Below are 23,620 nucleotides of genomic sequence, written 5' to 3' on the forward strand. Positions count from 1 at the left end.
TAAACCATTATATTAGCGCACAGAGTTCGGCTTAATGAACAATATTAAGCAGCAACAATTTAACGTATAGTCATTGGGAATGATTCATGTTTACTTACTTATCAGATTTAAAACAAGTCACTCAGCTATTAACCTCTTTTTCAGCCAAAGAGCTAAAAATAGCAACGGATAATATTAATGCCTTAGATAAACGTTTAAGCACCCCAGTGATTGAATTACTCGAAAACCGTAAAAAACACGGTAAATTATTTATTGATCAAGCTGTAGCTGCAGAAGGTATTGCTATCGAAAAAGCAACACTATCACTTTTATTATTAAATAATAATGCGCTAGCTCATCATGTTAATCGCTTATGTTTAAGTGAAGCGGTTATCGTAAGAGATACATTACTTAATGGCCTAGACATGTTAGCAATAGCAATGAATGAACATGCAATCAAAAAACAAGCCGTGAAAACGTTACGATCTCGTTTACTTAGCCATGAAAAAAATGAGCCAATAAAAGATCTTAGCCAAACCGCTACCGCCAATAATGTTATGCCTATCCAACTACTTGAAGTAAAGCAACGCTTAGCGAACGCGTTAACAGATGAAACAAGTAAAAATTCCGCCATAAAAAACAAGCTGAATAGTCAATTATCAGCCCGTACACATACAAGTAATATCGACAACAAAACATTAATAGCTGCAACACGCTAATAAGTACCCTGTTAACGTGCGGCTATTAACCTATAAATGCCTTACTTCTATTTACCCAATGGTTGTTACTTTCTTTGCGTGATAACCATGGGTTATTACCCTGAACTGAAATTCAGTAGCGCCAGCAGCTCTATCAAGGGTAAAGTTTTCCTTCAAACAAGTAAAAAATTGTTCACAAAAATGGCTCTGATTTGTCATTTTTTAGTCGCTAAACTGTCTTTTTCACTCTCTATAGTCGTTATAAATTCTTCCATCAACGAGTATAATTATGAGAAAAACACCTTTAACCTTAGCGCTACTTTGCACAACTTCTGCATTACTTTTTGCTTGTAATGATTCAAATAGTGATGCCACAGACACAAGTAAGAACAGTGGTCCAGTCGCAGGCACAACCCTAAACATTCGTTTACTTGAAACCACAGATCTTCATGCTAATCTCCTGAATTATAATTACTTCTCAGACAAACAAGATGACAAAGTAGGGTTAGTAAAAACCGCGGCATTAATTAGGCAAGCAAGAGATGAAGTCAGTAATACTCTGCTCGTTGATAACGGTGATTTATTACAAGGTAGTCCGTTAGGTGACTACATTGCCAAAGTAAAAAAACTCCAAGCGAATGAAATACACCCGGTTTATAAAGCAATGAATACCTTAGATTATGATGTTGCTAATATCGGAAATCATGAATTTAATTTTGGGCTTGAGTTTTTAATGGAAGCGACAAACGACGCCAACTTCCCTTATATTTCAGCTAACGTATTTGTTGATGATGGTGATGACAACGCCGAAAACGATATCCCCTTATTTGAACCTTACCTCATTCAAGAAAAACGTTTTATTGATAGTAATGATCAAGAGCAAATTATTAACGTTGGTTTTATTGGTTTTGTACCACCACAAATAATGCAATGGGACAAAGCAAATTTAGAAGGTAAAGTTATTGCCAAAGACATTATTGCCATGGCAAATAAATATGTGCCTTTGATGAAAGCCCAAGGCGCTGATATTATTATTGCCATTCCCCACTCTGGTTTAGATGTTGCAGCTGCTACGCCATTAGCCGAAAATGCCAGTTACTACCTCTCAATGGTTGATGATATTGACGCCATTTTATTTGGTCATGCCCATGCAAACTTTCCTGGTAGCAATTATGCTGAGCTAAGTGATTACGGCATTGATAATGATAAAGGCACCATCAATGGTGTCGCTGCAGTTATGCCCGGTTTTTGGGGTAATCATTTAGGAGTTATCGACTTATCACTAGAATATAACAACAATAGCTGGCAAGTAATCGACTCTCAATCAAGTTTACAAGCCATTTACCAGACCGATGAGAATAGTACCACTGTTGCTATGGTAGATAACGATGGCGCAGTTGAAGCCGCAGTAATGCATGATCACGATGAAACCCGCACCTGGGTTAATGAGCCTTTCGCTAAAGTGTCTGCACCAATCAATAGCTACTTTGCCTTGGTTAATGACGACCCATCCATTCAAATAGTGACCGATGCCCAGACTTGGTACACTCAAAAAATAATACAAGGTACTGAGCTTGAAGGCTTACCAGTATTATCTGCCGGAGCCCCTTTTAGAGCAGGTCGTGGCGGCGCCGATGACTATACCGCTATTGATGCTGGTGATATTGCTTATCGTAATGTTGCTGACTTATATATCTATCCAAACATCTTAAAAGTGCTGAAATTAAATGGCGCACAAATTAAAGAGTGGTTAGAAATGTCAGCAGGTCAATTCAATCAAATTGAAGTTAATAATAATGCTGTGCAAAGCTTAATTAACCCTGATTTCCCTTCTTATAACTTTGATGTAATTGACGGCATCAGCTACCAAATTGATGTTAGCCAAGCCGCTCGTTACAGCGCTAAAGGGGTAAAAGTTTCTGATGACGAAAGAGTTAATAACTTAACTTACCAAGGAAAAGCGATAACCGCTGAGCAAGAGTTTTTAGTGGTAACTAACAACTATCGCGCCTCTGGTGGCGGTAACTTCCCTAACATTGGCGCCGATAAAATAGTGATAGATTCACCAAATGAAAACCGCCAAGTGGTTGCCGATTATTTAGCAGAGCAAACAAGTATCAATACCGAGTTTGGTCTAGATCCGAGCGCAGATATGAACTGGTCTTTTACCGCGATAGCTAATGTTAATGTGCAGTTTACGAGCTCAAACAGCGACCAGGCAAAAAGTTATAGCCAAAAATTTAGCCATATCACTCCAACCAACCTCACAAATAATGATGGGTTTGCACTGTACACCTTAGATCTAAATTAAACACACGTTAACAGTACCGAAGTAAAAACGCCTGATATTCGTCGCTATAAAAGGCTTGAATATCAGGTGCCAACACAACCTGCAATGAAGTAATGCATTTAATAGGAATTAAAACATGACTTATAATTACAGTAAAATCTCAGCATTAGTTATCTCTCTCGGCTTGGGTTTAGCATCATTATCATCCCATGGAGCGGAACCTTATCAGTGGAATAATACCATCCCAGAAAAAGCACCAACCGCAAGTCAAAGCAATGGTAAAACAGTGCTCTTTGATGTATCACATGGTGGTGTAGAAGGTAATGCCGACTGGGTTATTGATGGCGCGTTTTCTGACTTTGCTGATGCACTTGTCACGCAAGGTTATACCGTACAAGAATATCGCGGTGTTGATTTAAATAACGATGGGACTATTCACTTTTTTGATGATAGAACGCCCAGTAATGAGCAAAATGAAGCGATTATTACTTATAACGCAATTCAGCATGCCGACGTGTTGGTATTAGCAGAAACTAACCGACCATTTACCCAAGCAGAGCAACTTGCACTTGAGCAGTTTATCGCCGCAGGTAAAGGCATATTTTTTATTGCGGATCATTATGATGCTGACCGTAATTTAAATACTTGGGATGCAACTGAAGTGTTTAATGGCTACAACCGCTCTGATTTAGCCAAATACGATCTTGGTGGCGAATACGGTGACTGGCGCAATCCTAAAATGGCTAACGCAGGCTGGTTAGTAGAAAACTTTGGTATTCGCTTTCGTTTTAACGGGGTTGACTACAAACAAGGTGTTAGTGGTGTTGTAACACCAAATAAAACAGAGGGTATAACTCAAAATGTGCAACCTATTCTTATGGCGGCAGGAGCAACATTAGCGATTGTAAATGAGCAAAAGGCCAAAGGCTTAGTTTACTTCTCAGAAACAGATACGCCAGTAAAATGGAAGCACGCAAAGGATCAAGGCTTATACTTTGGCGGCGCTAATGAAGGCCCTTACGCAGCTATTGCCAAGTCAGGCGCAGGTAAAGCCGCATTTATTGGTGACTCTTCACCAATAGAAGATGCTACCCCTAAGTATAAACGTCAAGATAGCGGTCAAACTAAAAAAACCTATCCCGGCTGGACTGATTCAGGTAATGCAGCAGTTTTAGCGGTAAACATTGTCAACTGGTTAGCAACACCTGAGAGCTATCACTACTTTGATAATCAAAATGGTCATGTTACAGGTATACCTACACCTGAGCCAATGGCTACACAAGAAATGTCAGACCCAAATAATGGCAATCCTTGGGGAAGCCCAGCATCAGGTTTTGATGCGTGGAACAGCGATACCTATAAAGATAACAGCTTCAATTCACCTTATGGTGACGGTCACACTACCCCTGAGCCTGATCCAACACCGACACCAAACGACTCAATATCAGTAACCCAAGCGCTCGCTGCTGCACAAGGTACTCAGTTCTCAGTACTTGGCACCGTTACCGCTTCAGTAAATGGTATTTATGGTTTAGTACTTAGTGATGTAAACACGCCTGAAACTGCTATTTACGTCAAGCTCGAAAGTAGCCAACGAGCTGATTTTAATCCTGAACTTAATCCTGAAATATTAACAAAAAATATTATAGTTACGGGCACGCGCAATAGCTATATGGGCGCTGCTGGTATTCGCTATGTTACCGATATTCAACTTGCACCTACCGCTTTATCTATTGAACAGGCATTAGCTTCTGCGCAAGGCGAAGAAATTGAATTAATAGGTAAAGTAAAGTCAGCATTAAATGGCATTTATGCTCTTGTGCTTGAAGATTTAACCAACCCAAGTTTTGTCATTAATGTTAAATTAGAAAGCGGCCAACGCAATCAGTTTAGTCCACAATTAAACCCTGAGCTGTTAGGCGCACAAATCATCGTTAAAGGTGTGCGTGATCAGTATATGAGTCAGGCAGGTATACGCCAAGTATCTACTATTAACGTGGTCGGTAACAATATTCCTGAGCCAAACAATGACCTATCAGTGGCAGAAGCATTGAATATGGCTAATGGCACACTCGTAACATTAGCAGGAGAAATAAAAGCTGCGATTAATGGGCAATATGCACTTGAATTAATGGACCCAAGTAACTCAGCAACGAGTATTTATATCAAACTTGAGTCATCACAGCGTGCTAACTTTAGCCCACAAAACAATCCAAGCTTGATTGGTAAAAAGCTTAGAGTTGAAGGCATGATTAATGATTATATGAACCATGCTGGTGTGAAAAATGTTACTAAGCTAACATTACTTAATTAGTTTTTAGGTTCTGTTGAAGGTAGGTAATAGGCAATAGGTACCTGTAAAAATCTGGTGTTAACAACACCAGATTTTTTACGTTAAGTTAAGGGGTTATTGACTTAATCTAAAACTAGGAGCTGTATACCAGAAAAATATGCTCGGCCAGTATTATCTACCCCAGCGAGAGTATTTTATTAAAAAACTTCAACATAAAAGCTTCATATTTTTAAGCATTGAGGTTTATTAAGTGGACAGTACTTCTTATTCATATGAAAATAATGCTCACAAAGCGCTAAGTGAGCTGTCACCCAAAGTACCTCATGAAACTAAGTAAAAGATTACAACAACTCGACCAAATGGTCACAACGCCTTATCAACATATTTGGGATTGCTGTTGTGATCACGGCCTATTGGGCATGACGTTACTAGCTCGTAGCGCTGCGCCTAATATCCACTTTGTTGATATTGTTCCTGAGCTTATGCTTCAACTTAACTCTAAACTCACGCAGTTTTTTCCACACTCAACAAGTACTTGGGCAAGCCATTGTATTGATGTAAAAAAGCTACCTTTAATGCAATATCCACTCGCGGAATCAGAAAAGCACTTAGTGATTATTGCTGGCGTTGGCGGTGATTTAATGACTGAATTCATTGAGGGAATTTGTGTTAATAACCCAAACCTAAATATTGATTTTTTACTGTGCCCTGTTCATCATCAGTTTAGTTTAAGAGCCAAACTCATTACGCTAAATTTTAGTTTACTTGATGAAGTACTACTTGAAGAAAACCAGCGTTTTTATGAGATGTTACTCGTTTCAAGTAATGCAACTCAAGGCGATAAGATCAGCCCAATAGGCGATAAAATATGGCACTCAGATTCAGTTGAGCAACGCACAGTAATCAATAATTACTTAGTCAAAACACTAAAGCATTATCAACGTATTCAGCAAGATCATAGCGCTCAAGCTGAGCGTGCCATTGAGCATTATCAAGCACAAGCAAATAAGCTAAACGCTATAAAATCAAGTAAATAGCACAGTACCGTTAATGTTGATATAGCGACTTGAGGTAAATTTATTATCCTATACTCAGGTGAATAACACATTAAGCCCGGTCGCTTACTTAATGCTTTACCTGTTCTTGTAAAAAAGCAATAACCCGTTTATGGCGCATTTTTACTGCTGACAACTTCAAATCACAAATATCCGCTATTTCTTGAAAGTCTAAATCTGTACGATAACGTAATAACATAATATTACGATCAACAAAGGATAAATGAGTCATTAACGCGGCTAGTGCATTGGATAAATCGTCATGCTCTTCTTCAGCAATGAGGTTTTCTAAGTATTCATCATTACTTTCTATGGTGTCCCAGCGGCGATCTCTTATTTTGTTAATACACTCGTTATGCGCAATTTTAAACAACCACGCCTTAAAAGATACTGACCACTTAAATTTCTTTAAGTGAGAGAGTACCTTAATAAGGGTTTCTTGAACGACATCTTCGGCATCAGGTTGATTATTAAGTAACTTAGCACAGTACCCTTTTAACACAGGTAAGTAAGGGGTAATTAATTGCTGAAAAAGACGTGTATCATAAGGCAAGCTTGCTTGCACTAATGCAACAAGCTGCCTTTCATTAAGCTTAGTCAAACCGTAATAGGTTATTGCTTAGTAACTTTATTCGCTAATAAAAAGGTATTAGGTAATGTGGTTATCGACTCACCTTCACCCATAACTTTACTTGCAACACTGCCAATAACAACTAAAGTACCTTTAACATCTTGCACTTCAATACTATCGCCAACTTGATACATTTCTCGTAAATAAACGCCTGCTACAATTTCTTGCGCCATTGACTTAGTGCCTATTCCTAACGAAATAGCCGCCGCCAAACCAACACTGGCAATAACAACCGTCATAATGTTATTTAGTAATGACACGTCAATATCAAGTTGAGTGATTGATAACGACACCGTAATCACAATAATAATACCGCGGCATACTTCAGCAACCGAACGTCCGTAATCAACGCCAGTATTTTTTGCCGCTATTTTAACGCCGTTAAAAACAATTTGAGCAACGAAGAAACCGCACACTAATACTGCCAATGACGCGAGCAGTTTAGGTAAAAACAATACTAAGGTGTCAATTAAACCTGAAAGCACTGTTAAACCAACAATGTCTAGTGCTGCTAATAAAAATATCAATAAAAAGAATGTAGAAATAATGCTAGCAACCACTTGGCTACCAGTTACTTGAACTTCCATCTTTTTCAATAGGGAATCTAGGCCTAGTTTATCTAAAAAGGTATTAAAGCCTATTTTCATTAACGACTTATTTAAAAAGCTTTTGATCAGCGATGAAATAAACCAACCCGCAAGTAAAAAGAGTATTGCCACAATTAAGTCAGGTAAAAAAGTAACAACTTTATGCCAAACAGCTATTAAGCCAGAATATGCTTTATCTGTGATGTTTTCTGTATCCATTATTTATTCTCATTATTGGTTGTGTACTTAATATTTTTTGCATCGTCGCTAAGTGCTTTAGGCTTTCCCGCCATACGCTTAAATAGTGGTTTTAGTATTTTCATAAAAAGACTAATAAACACTACCCAAATTGACGCCATACCTAACGCAACCAGATCTTTAGTGCCTTGTTGGTTGTTGGCTGTAACTTCAGCACGCTTAAATAATTCATCATCAGACGTTTTAAAGGCCAATGTGGAATCACTCTTTAGCTCTGCTACTAAACTTTCTTCAATATCTTTCATATTCCCTCAGCAACGATTTTTATCGCTTAGCTCTGTAACGGTTTAATCATAAAAAAGTCACATTAAATTAGTCTAAATTTCATTCTTTTTTATAACAATGTTCAACAACGTAAACCGCCAGCATTCTACGTTATTTTATCGACTTTCATTTATTTTTTAGCCTTGAAATAGTAAAATTCATAACTTATTTGAAAATAATGAAAATAAATTGTGACTTTTTAGTTTATTGTTCGTTATAGCCCCAGAAGTACAATCACATTACCGAAATTGATAAGGATTTATCTATGAAAAAATTTAACATTACTCTGTTAGCTGCATTAATTAGCTCACCATTAGCGGCAGAGACTATTGATAAAACATGGGAAGTGGGCGTTTTTGGCGACTACGTCAAATCAAGCACTAATAAAGAAAACAGACCAGAATGGGATCATATTGAAGCAGGTAAAGGCTTAGGTATTGATTTACAAAAAATTATTAATGATCAGTGGAATGCGCGTATAGAATTAGCCAGAGATCGTTACGAGACAGAAAATGGCAATAATACCGATTACGGTACACGCTTTGGTCTTGATGCTATTTATAAAGTTGGAGACACAGGGCTTTACTTTTTAGCGGGTGTTAAGCGTTTCAACAACGTAAATAGCTACAATGCTATTAATGCGGGTGCAGGCTATAACTTTGATATTAGCGAGCGTTTCTCACTATTTAGCGAAGCTGTTGTTTACCGTGATATCAACAATGGTTATACCGACCAAGGTTTTAAACTAGGCGTTAAATACGCTTTTGGCGATGTAAAAGCGGCGCCAGTTGTTCGTAAAGAAACCACACCAACGGCTATTATCGGCGATAATGATAGTGACAATGACGGCGTTAATGACAACAATGACAAATGTAAGAATACACCTGCCAATGTAAAAGTTGACTCATTAGGCTGTGCTTTATATGCAGAAGAAACTGTTGAAGTGAACTTAAATGTAACTTTTGAAAATAACAGTGCGCAATTAAAAGCTGAAATGACTAACGATATTCAACGTTTAGCTGACTTTATGAAAGCTTACCCAAATACAAGTGTTGTAATTGAAGGACACAGCTCTGCAATTGGTGAAGCACAGTATAACCTTAACTTGTCACAAAAGCGTGCCAATGTAGTTAAAGAAGCATTAATTAATGACTTCTCGATTGATGCTACTCGTTTAACTGCTAAAGGCTTTGGCGAAACACAACTTATTTCTACAGGTAATAGCCGAGCAGATCACAGTGCTAACCGCCGCGTAGTTGCCAAAATAGAAACAACCGTTAAAAAAGTTGTTATAAAAGGCTAAACCGTAAAATAGTTCGTTAAAAGGGAGTAATAATTTACTCCCTTTTTTACTTAATGCATTTAATAACGTTTAAAGAAACAATATACAGCAATCAGTACTACACCTAGGCATAAAGCCTCATTAAAGTTATTACCTTGATATGGACATCTAATGAAAAAAGTAAACGCATTAACTCGCCACTTTATTTATGAAAATATTAAAATTAACGAAACCATTTGCTCTTATCCACTTCGTACCGTGGCGCCAAAAATATATAACTCCACCAATGACACTAGAAATAGCGCCATAATAAGTAAGACTAAAAACAACGCAGAACAAAAGTTCCTCGATAAAACCAATAACTTGACAGATCCTAGCCAGGTATAACCTTTCCATAAAAAACTGCCGAAGCAGGTTTTTAATTTGAAGCGTTAAGTCGCAAAGCTCCAATACTTAGCCGCTAACTAGCTTTCTAAGCTGCCTGTGTGGCAGTGAACCAAAAATCCATTTTGCAAAAAGTGGTTGAATGTTTCTAAGCTGCCTGTGTGGCAGTGAATTTAATCGGACCAATTAAACCCGTTGATTGGTTTTTCTAAGCTGCCTGTGTGGCAGTGAACTATTGTAAATCACATCAGCAGCATCGTCAGTTTTTCTAAGCTGCCTGTATGGCAGTGAACGCCGCCAAATAACAGATACTTTTATGTTAAATTTTCTAAGCTGCCTGTGTGGCAGTGAACTCTTTTTGGCTCTTTTAGAGTTCGGTAACTTTTTTCTAAGCTGCCTGTGTGGCAGTGAACACGCTAAGCATCTTTATGCTTGCGGCAATTCATTTCTAAGCTGCCTGTGTGGCAGTGAACCAGGTAAACATCGCGAACTGTTACGCTCGATTTTTCTAAGCCGCCTGTGTGGCAGTGAACCTTCAAAGTACATTTTATGCACTTGCTCATATTTTCTAAGCTGCCTGTGTGGCAGTGAACTTATAGGATGGGAAGATTGTCCTTGCTGCAACTTTCTAAGCTGCCTGTGTGGCAGTACACATCTAGCCTACGGTACACGCTCAAATCTAGCATTTCTAAGCTGCCTGTGTGGCAGTGAACCCTCTAAATCAAAATCTAAATGATGTGTTGGCTTTCTAAGCTGCCTGTGTGGCAGTGAACTTGATTATCTTGTTTCTTGCATTGATAGCGTTTTTCTAAGCTGTCTGTGTGGCAGTGGACCGACTTCCGACAACCAACCTTTAACGCCAACATTTCTAAGCTGCCTGTGTGGCAGTGGACTTAGTTGCGCTATCCGTGCTTGAATGGCTTCGTTTCTAAGCTGCCTGTGTGGCAGTGAACTTTGGCGAGTATACGCAAGGCTCAGGCGATGATTTCTAAGCTGCCTGCGTGGCAGTGAACATTCTATCCATCTTAGATAATAATTCATGTCATTTCTAAGCTGCCTGCGTGGCAGTGAACAGATAAACAAGAGGTTACCAGTTAGCGCTAGTTTTCTAAGCTGCCTGCGTGGCAGTGAACGTTTAACTACAACCTAGAAAATTTCGGTGCTGTTTCTAAGCTGCCTGCGTGGCAGTGAACAACTAAACAAGTTGTTTGCGATCGACGGAGCTTTTCTAAGCTGCCTGCGTGGCAGTGAACTTGCACAAACCAACATTACTGAATTCGTTGGCTTTCTAAGCTGCCTGCGTGGCAGTGAACAGTTTTTTGCACAGTCTCTTGAGTGCTAACGCTTTCTAAGCTGCCTGCGTGGCAGTGAACAAAAGGCCAAGCCCGAGAACCATAACCCAAAATTTCTAAGCTGCCTGCGTGGCAGTGAACAAGAAATCAAGCGCGCTAAGTCGTCACAGGGCTTTCTAAGCTGCCTGCGTGGCAGTGAACTGGATTATTATTGATATGAAACAATTTTAAGATTTCTAAGCTGCCTGCGTGGCAGTGAACGTTCTGATAATGAAATTCTATTGACTAAATCATTTCTAAGCTGCCTGCGTGGCAGTGAACATTTTAGGCGCTGGCGACACCTTGCATCTATGTTTCTAAGCTGCCTGCGTGGCAGTGAACCACAGGGCATTGGCGCAAACTGGACTATATTCTTTCTAAGCTGCCTGCGTGGCAGTGAACGAGGGTAAAATATTATGCCCTATCTGCAAGCATTTCTAAGCTGCCTGCGTGGCAGTGAACGGTTATTGTTTGTAACACTTGTAATAGCTATATTTCTAAGCTGCCTGCGTGGCAGTGAACGTGTGCTGGGTGTTTTCGGTGACAGCTTTATCTTTCTAAGCTGCCTGCGTGGCAGTGAACAATATTGGTCATTTTATTGGTCTCACTAGATATTTCTAAGCTGCCTGCGTGGCAGTGAACATCAGGGCATATCGTTTATAGCTCAGTCCTTATTTCTAAGCTGCCTGCGTGGCAGTGAACCTGTTGCATGGGAAAACATTCCATCATGGGACTTTCTAAGCTGCCTGCGTGGCAGTGAACTTTCACACAGTGGTACCGGCCTACATGTTATATTTCTAAGCTGCCTGCGTGGCAGTGAACGCCAGTGTGGCCGGTGCCAAAATCAAATAGTCTTTCTAAGCTGCCTGCGTGGCAGTGAACTAGGTGAGATTATAGGAAACATATCAGAGATATTTCTAAGCTGCCTGCGTGGCAGTGAACACTGATTAGGGTTTTGTCTATCTGCGCGAAAATTTCTAAGCTGCCTGCGTGGCAGTGAACTTGTTACGGCCACATCTAAGTCTATTAAAATATTTCTAAGCTGCCTGCGTGGCAGTGAACGCGTGCTGTTTATCGTTAGGTTAAACTTTTGCTTTCTAAGCTGCCTGCGTGGCAGTGAACTCCCCAGTATGCTCGCCTGCTTCGCTAGTAATTTTCTAAGCTGCCTGCGTGGCAGTGAACTTAAAGTTTTGCGGCGTTCTCGGTATTTTATATTTCTAAGCTGCCTGCGTGGCAGTGAACCCTCTTTAACTGAGTAAACCATATCACCAGACTTTCTAAGCTGCCTGCGTGGCAGTGAACTAAGCCCCTTAATAGGGGCTTTTTATTTTAAATTTCTAAGCTGCCTGCGTGGCAGTGAACTTATTCCCGACTTGCTCGAATCGTTTTTGTGTTTTCTAAGCTGCCTGCGTGGCAGTGAACCCTGTTTAACTGAGTAAACCATGTCACCAGTTTTTCTAAGCTGCCTGCGTGGCAGTGAACATACATTAGCGCCTTGTGCATAATAATATCGTTTTCTAAGCTGCCTGCGTGGCAGTGAACTCCGCATTGATGCAACTGGCTCAACGGTCGATTTTCTAAGCTGCCTGCGTGGCAGTGAACGTAAAGACAGATTACGCACAGCTTCACAAGTATTTCTAAGCTGCCTGCGTGGCAGTGAACTAATTGGCGGCACTAACGTAATTCTTGCAAACTTTCTAAGCTGCCTGCGTGGCAGTGAACTTTCACTTGGAGTTGGTTGCTCTTCGCGCTCATTTCTAAGCTGCCTGCGTGGCAGTGAACTATCACCTATATGCCTTAATCTGCCATTTGATTTTCTAAGCTGCCTGCGTGGCAGTGAACAATATCAATAATCAATTACTGGATATCAATAGTTTCTAAGCTGCCTGCGTGGCAGTGAACGGTTATAAATACACTTTGCGCGATGGTTGCGATTTCTAAGCTGCCTGCGTGGCAGTGAACCCTTTACTATTCATATATATCAGCCACGTATCTTTCTAAGCTGCCTGCGTGGCAGTGAACAGAATAATAGCCAAGGTATGTTGTACGCTTTATTTCTAAGCTGCCTGCGTGGCAGTGAACTGAAAGTAAAACAAGCATAACTGACTCACAGGTTTCTAAGCTGCCTGCGTGGCAGTGAACAATAGAATATCAAGCAAAAAATAAGTTACAACAGGTGATTAAGTAAAATTATCTATTTTTACCTAATTTTTTAGTGCTGTTGTAACTTATTGTTTTAGTTTCTAATTTTTAAAGAGCAAAAATAAAGGTTAAAACTGAGGAATAGTTGCCAGTTTTTCTTTATTGCTGTGGTTTACACTTAAACCATAACAATTAAATATGCCTGTTTGTTTTTTCCCAATTTCTACCTTTTTGATAAATAGTGGAAACTTTCTACTGTTAGCTGCATCACGTTGTTTAGTTTCTTGGCTTTCTAACCAAATAAAGGGCGATTTAGTTTCATTTCTATCTGCTTTAGGTTTACTTTTTTCAAGCTCTGCCAAACAAGTATCAAGCGGTTGACCTGACTTTTCAGCCCAACGCTGAGCTTTACTTAGCATATCTTTTTCTATCCGCGCTTCACCTTTAACTTGTTGGCGAACAAAAACAACGTGAGTAGCATTATCGGGCACTGGTTTAACTGACTTAATATGCACGTAGTCTTCTAAACGATTTAACCATTTTGAAATGTTAAGTTGAGTCAGTTGCGATTCTTCATTTGCCAGCAATCTTAATTGATTGCCGATCGGAAATTTCTGCTCGCTATTTTTTTCAGCACTATAGCGAGGAAAACTCACCGCAATTGCTGATTGGTTTTCAGCAATTTTGTTTTCAACTAAGGCAATATGCACTTGTTGGTAAACCTTTTGCCAGAGGAAACCGAGGGTAATGTCAGCTTCTGGCAGTAAGGTAATATCGAGATAATATTTCATGTATTCCTCCCTTAACTTTCACCTTCACCAAACACACCTCCACGAATCAGCATGGCGACAACAAAGTCCTGTTCATTTTGTTCAAGCGCATCGTTACTAACTGAATTCAACCATTTTAACAACAATGTTTTAAAATCATTTTTTGTTGAACGATAAGCAATACCTCTTTGTGTAACGGAACCATAGGCTTCGATAGCTATAGGGATTTGTGTTTCATCAAAGCTAGGGTACCAATCATCAATGGTACGCAATGCATTGCCTATTTTTTCACAGTGCATTGCTGCTACATCTTTGCCATTCACGTTTAATGAAAATAAATGTCGGCTTTTCTCACCTTTCGGAGAGTTCAGTATCATCTCTTGTGAAGGCCAAATACGTTGCCCATTACCAAGCTTTGAAAATGCTTGAATAGACAATAAAACAGGTGTGTCACTTTCAAATCCTGATTTGATCAATTCTGTTAATTTGACTAATTCAGCATTTCCAGATGTCGTATTCTTTAATGAATAATCATAAGCATCAAATACTAATGGTTCGCTTAAACTTGCGTGATTCACTACAATTTTGATTTCTTGAGCACCAACACGGTTACGCCATAAAAAACGACCGTTTGCAATATTATATGCGTAACGACTAGCCAAATTACCTATATTAGATTGAACATAGCCATGAATTTTTTCTTTATATGCAGCTTCAAATTCCACATCGTTACATACTGATGGACGACTTAAACCGCTTACAACACGTAAAGTAAAACTTAATTTTAATGTATCGTGTTCATGGCTTAATGCGGCGTCATCTCCCCAAGCAAGGTTTGCTTCGGCAATTTGCTTTTGTAACTCAACCTCATCATTAAGAACTTCAGGTTTAAAGTTACTTTTAACTGCGCGGTTATGCCTATCAAAAAGTTCAATTTCGCGCCATGAATTAGCAGTGGCTATATTTTCCCAGTTCCCTGAATACATTAACGCATCGGAAGGTTCTAATTTTCGATCAAAAGCGATCACTGCAGGCATTTTTGTAAAAGTGGTCATGTTATTTATCCTTAAAAGAGGTTAAGTGCTTCATTTAAATTAAGTGTTTGTGCTTGTTCTAATTCGCTTTCGTTTGTATATAAATCAACGGACTCGGGGTTATTATTTTGTTCACATAAATACCATTGTCCGTCGTGTCTATAACGCCAAATAATGTCAGCAACTTTTTGAGTGTTGTGCATACTTTTCCATTCACCGACAGAATGAACTACTTCGACAAAACGTGAATGGGTTAAATCATCACGTGTATTCTTCACTTGCTTAGGTTCATACAGTTCACTGATCGCTTTATACCCCGTCATAATAGGAACCAAATAACCAGAATTAGGTTTAGCAACATACTTCCAATCAGCATCAGTATTTTCATCTGGTACAACTTGGTCTTTAGTTACTTTGGGAATTGCTTGATATTTAAGAGCAGAAAAATCTAACCATGCATCTAACAGTTGTGGTTCGTTGTTCACATTGGTATTTACTTTATGACGGCTTACTAGGGTTTTGTAATGTTGTTGCAAATATTCACTACGATCTAATAAAACAAAACCAGCCATAGTTAAGTTTTTTATTTTCCTAACCATGTCAGCATGCTGCTTTTCAGTACTCGCGGCTAAGAGCTTAATTTTATTAATGTTTAAAATTGTTCCACCAGCAATACGCATTCGATAACATAGCGCTTCAACTTTTTGTTCAAACTCTTTAATCTTTTCTATGGTTAGCATTGCTGATTTATCTATTTCAATAATCAAACTAACAGTCAAATTCATTTTTCCCTCTTCAATGATCGGAGGCGATGCATTTTTATGTTTAGCCAAAACAGGGGGGGTTTTACTTTGGATGAACTCAAAATCAGAGAATTGTTTAGGTTGATATACTTTATTTTGAACAGTATGAGATATCACTCCACAACCAGTTAATTCGAAGTCATACTCACCATCATACTGTTTTGATATTTTTCTATTTAAAGCATGAGTAAAACCTAAAAACTGAGTTATAGCGGGAAAGCCCCACGTTAACCCTGCAATTGAATTAGCATTTTGTATTTGAATATGACTGAGTACTAAGTATTGGCTCATAATGTTACCTCCTGTGTAGCAACAAACTCTCTCAACTCAATTAAAAATGCATCTGCCCATACTGCTTCGTGAATAAGGGTTAAGGGCAACTTATCTTTGTCTTTAAGCTGATTATTTAACCACCGGCCGTAACTTTTGCTAAGTACTTCCATCCATTGCTTATTTTGTTTTACGGTGATTGCCTTATCATCGTCACGGAAGTATTCAAATAAAAGCTGTTGCTCGATCGGTAGCTGCGTTTCAACTGTCCAATTTTTCATGCTTGTGTGTAAATTAATCTGTTCTATATAATTAAAGAAATTACCCGATATTGCCCGTAGTTTATTTATTACTGTCGCATTGCGTTTAGGCTCACTTATACTGAGTGATTTATTTTTTATCAGTAGTAAATATTTTTTTAAGTCGTTCATTTCTACTTTTAAAACAAAACTCAATGTTCGATCAAAAACATCGGTTTTATTAATATAGGAAGGAATAGTTGATTGCCATTGCGGTGGCATAGCTGGCAATAATGAAATTCGCCCCCCACGCTTGCCATTTAATGAGGAAGCATTGGAGTGATTAGAGCCTGTAACATGAATATAAGCTTTATTTGGATAGGAACATGACATTTTCGGCATGTATTTTTTACTATATCTCTGCGATCTAACCTTTTCTTGTTCTTCGTCCCAATATTTTTTATGTTCAAGGTGTAATGCGTGAACCAAGGAGGATGAAGTTAAGGGTAATAGCAGGTGATACTGCTTACTTTCTACGGGAAAGTAAGTTTGTTTAGAAAGGAAATAGCTTTGCTTTTCTGAACTATCATAAGCTTGTTTTAATTGTTCACACCACTCATTTATTAAAACCTCATTGTCAGTTAAATTTTCGAATAATGATTTATCATTCTTTTTTAAACAATCAAGAACACTAATACCATCGACTGTTATTTTTAATATATCTGCAATAGGTAATGAAGCCGCATTTGAAGAGGCTGTATCAATTTCAATATTATGCAAAGTATTAGTTGTAAGGTAGTCTTCTTTTTTTTCATCCGACACATCGAGAATACTAGAACTTTTACTGCTAGAATGAGTTAGTTTCCCAACATGGGTTGCGAAACTTATATCTTTAGCTTTCACAGAATAATTAGTAAGCCAAGTCACTGTGTTAAAAAACTCTCGATTAGTCTCTAGAAATTGATGATATTCATTTTTTATATCAACTAAATTATTATCAACACTGGTTGCATCTACTAAAGACAATAATTGCTCATATCGGCTTCTTTGAAATTCTAAATTTGTTTGGGTTTTATTTTTTTTTGCTTTTTCTATGCTGCTAACTTCATCAACATGATTAGTTACCTTTTTTATAACAGCTAATAATCTCGCAATAATTGCACCATTGGATATTGTCCCTTGTTTATTTTTTTTCGGCTTATCCTTTAAAAAACCTTCTTCTTTAACATCTCGACGATTATCAATATATTTAATAATCTCATCGGATAATGCCTTCGATATTTTTTCATTAATCATTTTTATAAGCATCCTTTTTCAATATTTTGTATAAACCAAGCGAAGGATGGCATTGCCACTGTTCAGCTGAGTCTTTATTAAATTGACGAAGTGATAGATTCGTAAATTTCTTTAATACCAGTTCTTCACTTTCACCACTTCGAGTAGCTAAACTTTCAACGCTTTCTTTAAGGTTAAAATCTCCCCATATATAATTACCTATGCCAAACTTAATATTTTCACTTTCAGTTGCTATGTCTGACGTATTTTCATATTCAACAGGCGATGTTTTCGCTATTTTTTTTTGCCAAATAACTTTGCCCGTACGACTAAACATCTGGTTATATTCATCATTTGGGGCTGACTGCCTAAATGGCTGTAAACGCTGCAACTCTCCACACCATGTGACGTTGTTATCCCACCATTGTGCGGCATAATTTCTGTCGTTTTTACTTCCTCTAAGTCGAATAGTCTGTGATAAATGCTCTAATTCATTAAATGATTTAAAACGCGGTGAAGCTTCACTTGTTAGTGTGAGTGACTTTGGCGCTTTAATTCTGGAAACAGCATTAATTTCATCAAATTCATTCATTGGAACAAGATCACTTAGCTCCGCAGAAAAATAACTTAATTTTTTAGTTTCAAATCCTGGCTTTTCGAAGCGTACATCAAGCCCTTTTATACCCTTAAAGTTTTTAGATAGAACATGAATATTTTCAGTGGTAGGTTCTTGTTTACGATGGCGCTGAACACGCCCAGCTAACTGAATAATTGAACGCATAGAGCTTGGCTCAACTATCGCCCAATCATAATCATGATCACGACCCACTTCAGCTACTGCTGTAGCTAAAACAACAAAAATATGGTGTGTTTCTTTATACTGTTTTACCTGTTCTGTAATACCTGAACGTTGTAACCATTCTTCTTGGTTATGTCGCGATAATGCAGTATCTAACTGGTTTTCAATTTTTGAGCGTTGTAATAATGGAAACTGACTATGGTAAACACAGTAATGAATAATCGTATCTTCAGGCGCATTTTCTTCTAATAATATTTTAGAAATATGCACCAATGGATCAATATTTGCCATACGTACTAATCCGATAGATACTTTTTTATCTAATACAGAAATGCAGTGTTGCTTATGTAAAGTTTGGATAGATGTATGAATAACTTCCGCTATATTTTCACTGGGTCTTTGTTCATTATTTTTAACAACAGGAATGATTTTACCTTTCCTTAACGCCACATTATTTTTCCCTAAATTACTAATGCGTTTTTCAATAAAATTAGCATGCTCTTTTTCATAAGCATCGGTATTAGCTATGAGTGCTGATTTAGGCTTTTTAAACTCATCAAACCATGCACAACAAACTTTTGTGGTTTCACCAAGCTCACCATTAACTTGCGTATAGTGTTTACGACCTGCTTGATAAGCAGAAAATAATGCACTCGCTAGTGATGGTGATATTGTCGCCGTTGATAAAAGCACTCGACTGCCGAGCATACCTGCCCAATTAACTAAACGGCATAACGCTGGTAAATCATCTAGACCAAAATCATCAGGTTCATCAAGCACTAAGTCAGATGTAAGTAACCTAAGCATAGGAGCTATTTGACGTCCACCGCGGATCCCCTCGTTAGCTGGCATCAAGTAATCTATCGTGCTAACTAATACAGGTGCTTGAATAAGTTTTAGTATTTTAGGGTCATGTTTAAACCATTTAGCACACTCGCCTATATACTCAGGTAAATTTTCAATTAGCGCAATTTCATCTTTTAATAATGATTCTGCAGATTCACTACCTTGGTTTTGCTGGACACTAACCTCAGGGACTTTTGATTGTTGGTGTAAATCCTTCACGGCCTGTGAACCAATAAGCAAAGCAAGTTCATCATTGCCAAAGTTTAGTTTACCTTTAAGCGCATCTGCTGTTTGCAGTGTTAATGTTCTTAGGCCAAGTGCAATACTAAACCGACAATTTCCTTCATCAGCAAGTCCATACATGATTCGCGTATTCCCTAGTGTTTTTCCTTTTCCTGTTGATGATTGACAGATGCCAAAGAAACCATAGTTTTTAGCTTCATCTTTGATTGATTTCGCTAAATTATAGGCTGTATCTTGCCATCCGTAATCGGCTTGGAAATTACTAGGAACTTTCGTTGTTAACGCTTTATTTACTTTTAAGGTAGGTAAATCAGCTTTTAAATAAGGTAAAGACTTTGCAAGTTCATACGCATTTAAGCCCACTGCAATATTATGTTCATCAAGTTTTTGCTTTAAGTAAGATTTACCGTGCGAGTTTTTATCTGTATTTGCATAAGCTTTATAATTTCTATCTTGCCATTGTGGCGTAGTTTCTGGTTGTGAAGAATAATAATGATCCGACAACATTAAAGAGAAACGTGCAATGTGGGCTGTAAAGTTCTGTTCTAACCAGCTCCGTTGAAAGAAACCTTCACAATGCAAAGCTCTCTTCGCTAAAATACTCACTTGTGTTTGCCAATGAACACTAGAAAATGGTGTACCGTGTGGGAATATCCAGTTTTGCTCGATGTCTTTTTTTTGCCAGTCATCAGTTAAACATTGTGGTGAATTCCAACAAGCTTCAAAGCTTTGATTCAACCATTTATTAATATTCTCTAACGACGGTGGATTATCACCATCTTTAGGAAATTGGGGTAATTTATGGTGCGATACAATCAGCCAAGCAATTACTTTAGCTATAGGAGGAAATGACATAAAGGGATTAATAATATTTTCATCAATACCATCTCTGAGTGATGTTAGCTTTTTTAAAACATATTTTTCAGAGCTGTTATCAACACCAACTAAAGCCTGTAACCATTCTTTGTCTGTTTTATCATCAACAAACGCCTGAAATATTCTTAGTGATACCCACTCATGACGATATGGCTCATAAAACTTACCTGTTAACTCTGGGTTAAGTTTATTTTGGAAAAGTGCATTTGCCTTCCCTACATCATGGAATAAACCAGCAATACTAGAAAATAATGCAATTTGATCAACAGAATTGAAAAATGATGTTTCTACTAATAATTCTTTCTTCGTACTATTAACTGGCACTATACCTTCACTATTAAATTTACTTTTATTCCCAACCACCCACAAAAACTGGCTACGTGAACGACTTCTGATCCAGTGGCAACTGACGGCGGTGCTTTTACTGGCGGTTTGGCGCAGCATTTTTTTAACGGTTAATAGGCCGTCTTCGGTTATTAAAGTTTGCCATGTGTTGTCGCCAATGCGGTTGGCGAAGGCATCGAGTACACGGCGAGTTTTCTTTAAGGCATTTTTTTCGCATTGAGAAACAAAAGTTACCATCATAATGCTGCTGCTCCGTACTCTTTCAATTCACCTTGTAAAGTTAAACCAATAAAAGCGTGCAAATAGCTAGTATCACTTGGTGCTAGGAGCCAAGTGGGATCAATTACTTGCAAAGTAAAGATGACTTTTTCATTGGTTGCTATTTTGGCGTTGTTTGCCATTAACCAAATGTCACCTGCCGCTTGCTTATTGTTAATATTAGAATGAAGCAACAATGCGGCTTGCAGAGGGTGCAATTTGTTCTGGCGCTTAAGCTTACCAAGCCACATGCAACTTACGCTTATGTTGTGTGCAGCAGTAGTGAAAAATTGATAGTTTGGGGCGCAATAACTAGTCATTAAGGTTGCGCCTCTGTTTCTTCCGCTGTGTATTCTTGTAAGGCGACTTGCTTAACGGCATCAAACATGAAGTCGAGCGCTTTGTGGTCGGTAAAGGCTTGTAATATTTGTTGACGAAACTCTTGCTCGGTGGCGTTTTCTTTGGCACATATAAATGCCCAAGGCAGTACTAGTGCGTCTTTTATTAAATCTGCAACATCAAACACTAAAGCGCCACGTCTGGTTTTTCCGTGCATAACGGCAAAGCCATGGGGTATGCCTAACACCCATAAGCAACTGGCGGCAAGGCCATAAGCTAAGTAGTTGCCATGATTTAAAAAATCATTAGCTAAGTCGGTACTTTGGTGTTGTCGGGTAAAGTTTTCAGTATTGGTGCTATTGGCAGCAAATTTATAAAGCGCTTTGGTTAACTGCGCTTCGGTAAGCAGTAACTCAGATTGTTTATTTGCCGCATCGGTTCGGCTATGAAAAGTAGTTAACGCGTTTTGTATGCGCTCATTATTAAAATCAAAGCCTTCATTTTTTAAGTCTCGGTCTTTTTGCCACACTTTTTGTAAAAAGTTGATACGTGCTTGCTGAAACACTTTAGCTGCTGCTAAACGCTTTTCATCATCAAACCAAAACTGCATCCACCCATGTAAATATTCAGTTGGGCGATATTCACTTTGCGGTGTCATCCATTCAATTTCACACCCCATATAAAGTGGCGTTGCTCCTCCGCCGCTGAACCCAACTAATACACCTGCTTGGGCTAACATTCGCATAGCGGCTTGGGTTATTGATGTGCCGTTTCCTAATAGAATAACGGTAGTATTGGCGATAGGAATATTAAAATAAAGATTCTCTTTACTACTTTCAGTCAAGTAAAGCACGCGGCCATCTTTTTGCATTACCCGGCAATATTCTAAATAGAAGATGTTGGCACGTTTAGAGTGCAGTATGCTTTTCAAATCTGATGGTGATAAATCTTTCATTCCAAGTCCTTTTTTACCTACTAACACTGGTGTTTATTATTAACAGTCGTGGCTGTCACCTTTAGTGTTACCTTTAATTTCATCGCTAGCAGCACCTTGGTGATTTAGTAATACGCTTGAGCCCATCAGTACCATTAAGTATTTGGATGTATCGTTACAACACAGCGCTTTGATAAAAAAAACTAAAAAAATTATAAGAAACAAAGCAAGTACAATAATTGAAGTAACAAGCACTATATCCAACATGAGTTTTCCCTTATTAGTCCAACCGTTATGTATTGTTACTGGCTAAGTTAGCCCTAAATATTAGGTAGCTCAATCCTGTGTTTTTTAACATGTAAAGAAACTAGGCAGGTTTCGGTAAATAAGGCGTTATTGCTTGTCGGCTTGCACGAGTAAGTACTATTTGCTGTTCTTCTGGGGTGTTTTTGTAACTATCTATATGTAATCGTCGCAATAAATAATTTACGAGTGCTGCCCTAGTAGGTATTACTTTTTGCCCATGAGTCATTTGAAAGTCTTGTTCTATAATGTGCTTTTGCTCTGGATTGAACCTTGGGTCAGCTTCAATCACCACATCAACTATAGTGTTCCACTTTTCATCATCTGCGGCAAAATGAGTTGCTTTCCCTTCAAAAGCGGCTTCACCATTAAAGCGCGATAATGTGAAGTCTCTAAAGTCATTATTTTTATTGCAATACGCGCGCACATGCCAGCGTAACCCGTCAAATATCAATGCATGTGGCTGGATAATACGATCTAGGTAATTAGGGCTTGAAAGGGATATATAGCCAATATCTATTTGCAGTTGTTCTCTTATTGCTCTTAATATTGGTCTGACTTGAATAGGGTTAATATTACGTAGCGGTGCTTCAACTTCGAGTACGGTACTGGGCTGAAGACGACTAACACCATCATCTGCATAAGCTATTGCCGCTAAGTATTGCGAAAATGAATTGGCTGTACCAGCTAACGTAAAAGCATTATCAAAATGCTTTGTGGCAATATATGCTTTTTCTGACGTGTTATATTGCAAGTAAGTGGGATATTGCTCGCGATATTGTTTAAGTACATTGCTTGCTGCTTGTCTTGACAATTGAAATTTAGAAACAATATGGGTGGTATTAACTTGCCCTTCCCAGCCAACTAAATTATTAATAAAAGCAAAACGTGGGTGTATTTCGTTTGACATAGTGCTACTACATAAATATCCATATTAGATCTGCTACCATCACATGAATAAGTTAAAAACACAATTGATTGATATCATGTTATCTAGTATTAAGAGATAACTTCACCCGTGGCACCAATGTAAGTTCCTTCAAAAGAGTTTACGTAAGAAACAGTTTTAAATAAATATGTTACTCTCAATTC

The 23,620-nt window shown here is 38.3% G+C and carries 18 protein-coding genes and 1 CRISPR repeat array; of the genes, 6 read left to right on the top strand and 12 right to left on the bottom strand.

Going from position 1 to position 23,620, the window contains the following annotated elements; translation table 11 throughout:
- Positions 1-86 precede the first annotated feature (86 nt).
- The 4 genes from ABD005_RS01635 to ABD005_RS01650 all read left to right on the top strand — a co-directional run bounded on the left by ABD005_RS01635 (position 87) and on the right by ABD005_RS01650 (position 6,297).
- A complete protein-coding gene (locus ABD005_RS01635) occupies positions 87-698 on the top strand; it encodes a hypothetical protein (protein ID WP_343814205.1) in 612 nt (203 codons plus the stop codon).
- A 268-nt stretch (positions 699-966) separates the two neighbouring features.
- Positions 967-2,988: a bifunctional 2',3'-cyclic-nucleotide 2'-phosphodiesterase/3'-nucleotidase gene (locus ABD005_RS01640; protein ID WP_343814208.1), complete on the top strand. Its 2,022-nt coding sequence runs from the start codon at positions 967-969 to the stop codon at positions 2,986-2,988.
- 115 nt (positions 2,989-3,103) lie between these two features.
- Entirely contained in the window at positions 3,104-5,281 is a 2,178-nt protein-coding gene (locus tag ABD005_RS01645) for a DUF6359 domain-containing protein (RefSeq protein ID WP_343814211.1), read from the top strand.
- 302 nt (positions 5,282-5,583) lie between these two features.
- Positions 5,584-6,297 (top strand): tRNA (adenine(22)-N(1))-methyltransferase, encoded by a 714-nt coding sequence (locus ABD005_RS01650; RefSeq protein ID WP_343814214.1) that lies wholly within the window; start codon positions 5,584-5,586, stop codon positions 6,295-6,297.
- Positions 6,298-6,385: 88 nt separating this feature from the next.
- Here the strand turns inward: ABD005_RS01650 and sigX are convergent, their stop codons facing one another.
- The 3 genes from sigX to ABD005_RS01665 are packed head-to-tail and all read right to left on the bottom strand — an operon-like array spanning position 6,386 to position 8,036.
- Entirely contained in the window at positions 6,386-6,916 is a 531-nt protein-coding gene (gene sigX, locus ABD005_RS01655; protein ID WP_215980281.1) for an RNA polymerase sigma factor SigX, read from the bottom strand.
- Between the two features lie 11 nt (positions 6,917-6,927).
- On the bottom strand, positions 6,928-7,752 hold the full coding sequence (locus tag ABD005_RS01660; protein ID WP_343814220.1) for a mechanosensitive ion channel family protein: 825 nt from the start codon (positions 7,750-7,752) through the stop codon (positions 6,928-6,930).
- Entirely contained in the window at positions 7,752-8,036 is a 285-nt protein-coding gene (locus ABD005_RS01665; RefSeq protein WP_343814222.1) for a hypothetical protein, read from the bottom strand. Before ABD005_RS01665 ends, ABD005_RS01660 begins: the two co-directional genes overlap by 1 nt.
- Before the next feature lie 284 nt (positions 8,037-8,320).
- On the opposite strand from ABD005_RS01665, the gene ABD005_RS01670 reads away from it, so the two are divergent.
- Both ABD005_RS01670 and ABD005_RS01675 read left to right on the top strand, forming a co-directional pair.
- A complete protein-coding gene (locus tag ABD005_RS01670) occupies positions 8,321-9,358 on the top strand; it encodes an OmpA family protein (RefSeq protein ID WP_343814225.1) in 1,038 nt (345 codons plus the stop codon).
- A 150-nt stretch (positions 9,359-9,508) separates the two neighbouring features.
- Positions 9,509-9,724, top strand: a complete 216-nt coding sequence (locus ABD005_RS01675) for a hypothetical protein (protein ID WP_343814228.1) — start codon at positions 9,509-9,511, stop codon at positions 9,722-9,724.
- A gap of 82 nt (positions 9,725-9,806) precedes the next feature.
- Positions 9,807-13,194: direct repeats of the CRISPR family, unit length 28 nt; unit sequence TTTCTAAGCTGCCTGCGTGGCAGTGAAC.
- Between the two features lie 128 nt (positions 13,195-13,322).
- On the opposite strand, the gene cas6f is transcribed toward ABD005_RS01675, so the two are convergent.
- From cas6f to ABD005_RS01720, 9 genes are all read right to left on the bottom strand, one after another.
- Positions 13,323-13,985: a type I-F CRISPR-associated endoribonuclease Cas6/Csy4 gene (cas6f, locus tag ABD005_RS01680; RefSeq protein WP_343814231.1), complete on the bottom strand. Its 663-nt coding sequence runs from the start codon at positions 13,983-13,985 to the stop codon at positions 13,323-13,325.
- An 11-nt stretch (positions 13,986-13,996) separates the two neighbouring features.
- Positions 13,997-15,019 (bottom strand): type I-F CRISPR-associated protein Csy3, encoded by a 1,023-nt coding sequence (csy3, locus tag ABD005_RS01685; RefSeq protein WP_343814234.1) that lies wholly within the window; start codon positions 15,017-15,019, stop codon positions 13,997-13,999.
- A gap of 11 nt (positions 15,020-15,030) precedes the next feature.
- The gene (gene csy2, locus ABD005_RS01690; RefSeq protein WP_343814237.1) at positions 15,031-16,092 is read right to left on the bottom strand and encodes a type I-F CRISPR-associated protein Csy2; all 1,062 of its coding nucleotides are present in this window, start codon (positions 16,090-16,092) and stop codon (positions 15,031-15,033) included.
- Positions 16,089-17,606, bottom strand: a complete 1,518-nt coding sequence (gene csy1 / locus ABD005_RS01695) for a type I-F CRISPR-associated protein Csy1 (protein WP_343814240.1) — start codon at positions 17,604-17,606, stop codon at positions 16,089-16,091. The genes csy2 and csy1 overlap by 4 nt, the downstream gene beginning before the upstream one ends.
- A complete protein-coding gene (gene cas3f / locus ABD005_RS01700) occupies positions 17,599-20,934 on the bottom strand; it encodes a type I-F CRISPR-associated helicase Cas3f (RefSeq protein WP_343814243.1) in 3,336 nt (1,111 codons plus the stop codon). The genes csy1 and cas3f overlap by 8 nt, the downstream gene beginning before the upstream one ends.
- Positions 20,931-21,272: a hypothetical protein gene (locus ABD005_RS01705; RefSeq protein WP_343814246.1), complete on the bottom strand. Its 342-nt coding sequence runs from the start codon at positions 21,270-21,272 to the stop codon at positions 20,931-20,933. The genes cas3f and ABD005_RS01705 overlap by 4 nt, the downstream gene beginning before the upstream one ends.
- Positions 21,272-22,246 carry a type I-F CRISPR-associated endonuclease Cas1f gene (gene cas1f, locus ABD005_RS01710; protein WP_343814248.1) on the bottom strand — a complete coding sequence of 325 codons (975 nt, stop codon included), beginning with the start codon at positions 22,244-22,246 and terminating at the stop codon, positions 21,272-21,274. Before cas1f ends, ABD005_RS01705 begins: the two co-directional genes overlap by 1 nt.
- 39 nt (positions 22,247-22,285) lie before the next feature.
- Positions 22,286-22,492, bottom strand: coding sequence for a hypothetical protein (locus ABD005_RS01715; protein ID WP_343814251.1), 207 nt, complete (start codon positions 22,490-22,492; stop codon positions 22,286-22,288).
- A 100-nt stretch (positions 22,493-22,592) separates the two neighbouring features.
- A complete protein-coding gene (locus ABD005_RS01720; protein ID WP_343814255.1) occupies positions 22,593-23,438 on the bottom strand; it encodes a BrxR family transcriptional regulator in 846 nt (281 codons plus the stop codon).
- Positions 23,439-23,620 lie beyond the last annotated feature (182 nt).

Origin of the sequence: Colwellia asteriadis, from assembly GCF_039523295.1 — a bacterium.
GTDB classification, from domain to species: domain Bacteria; phylum Pseudomonadota; class Gammaproteobacteria; order Enterobacterales; family Alteromonadaceae; genus Colwellia; species Colwellia asteriadis.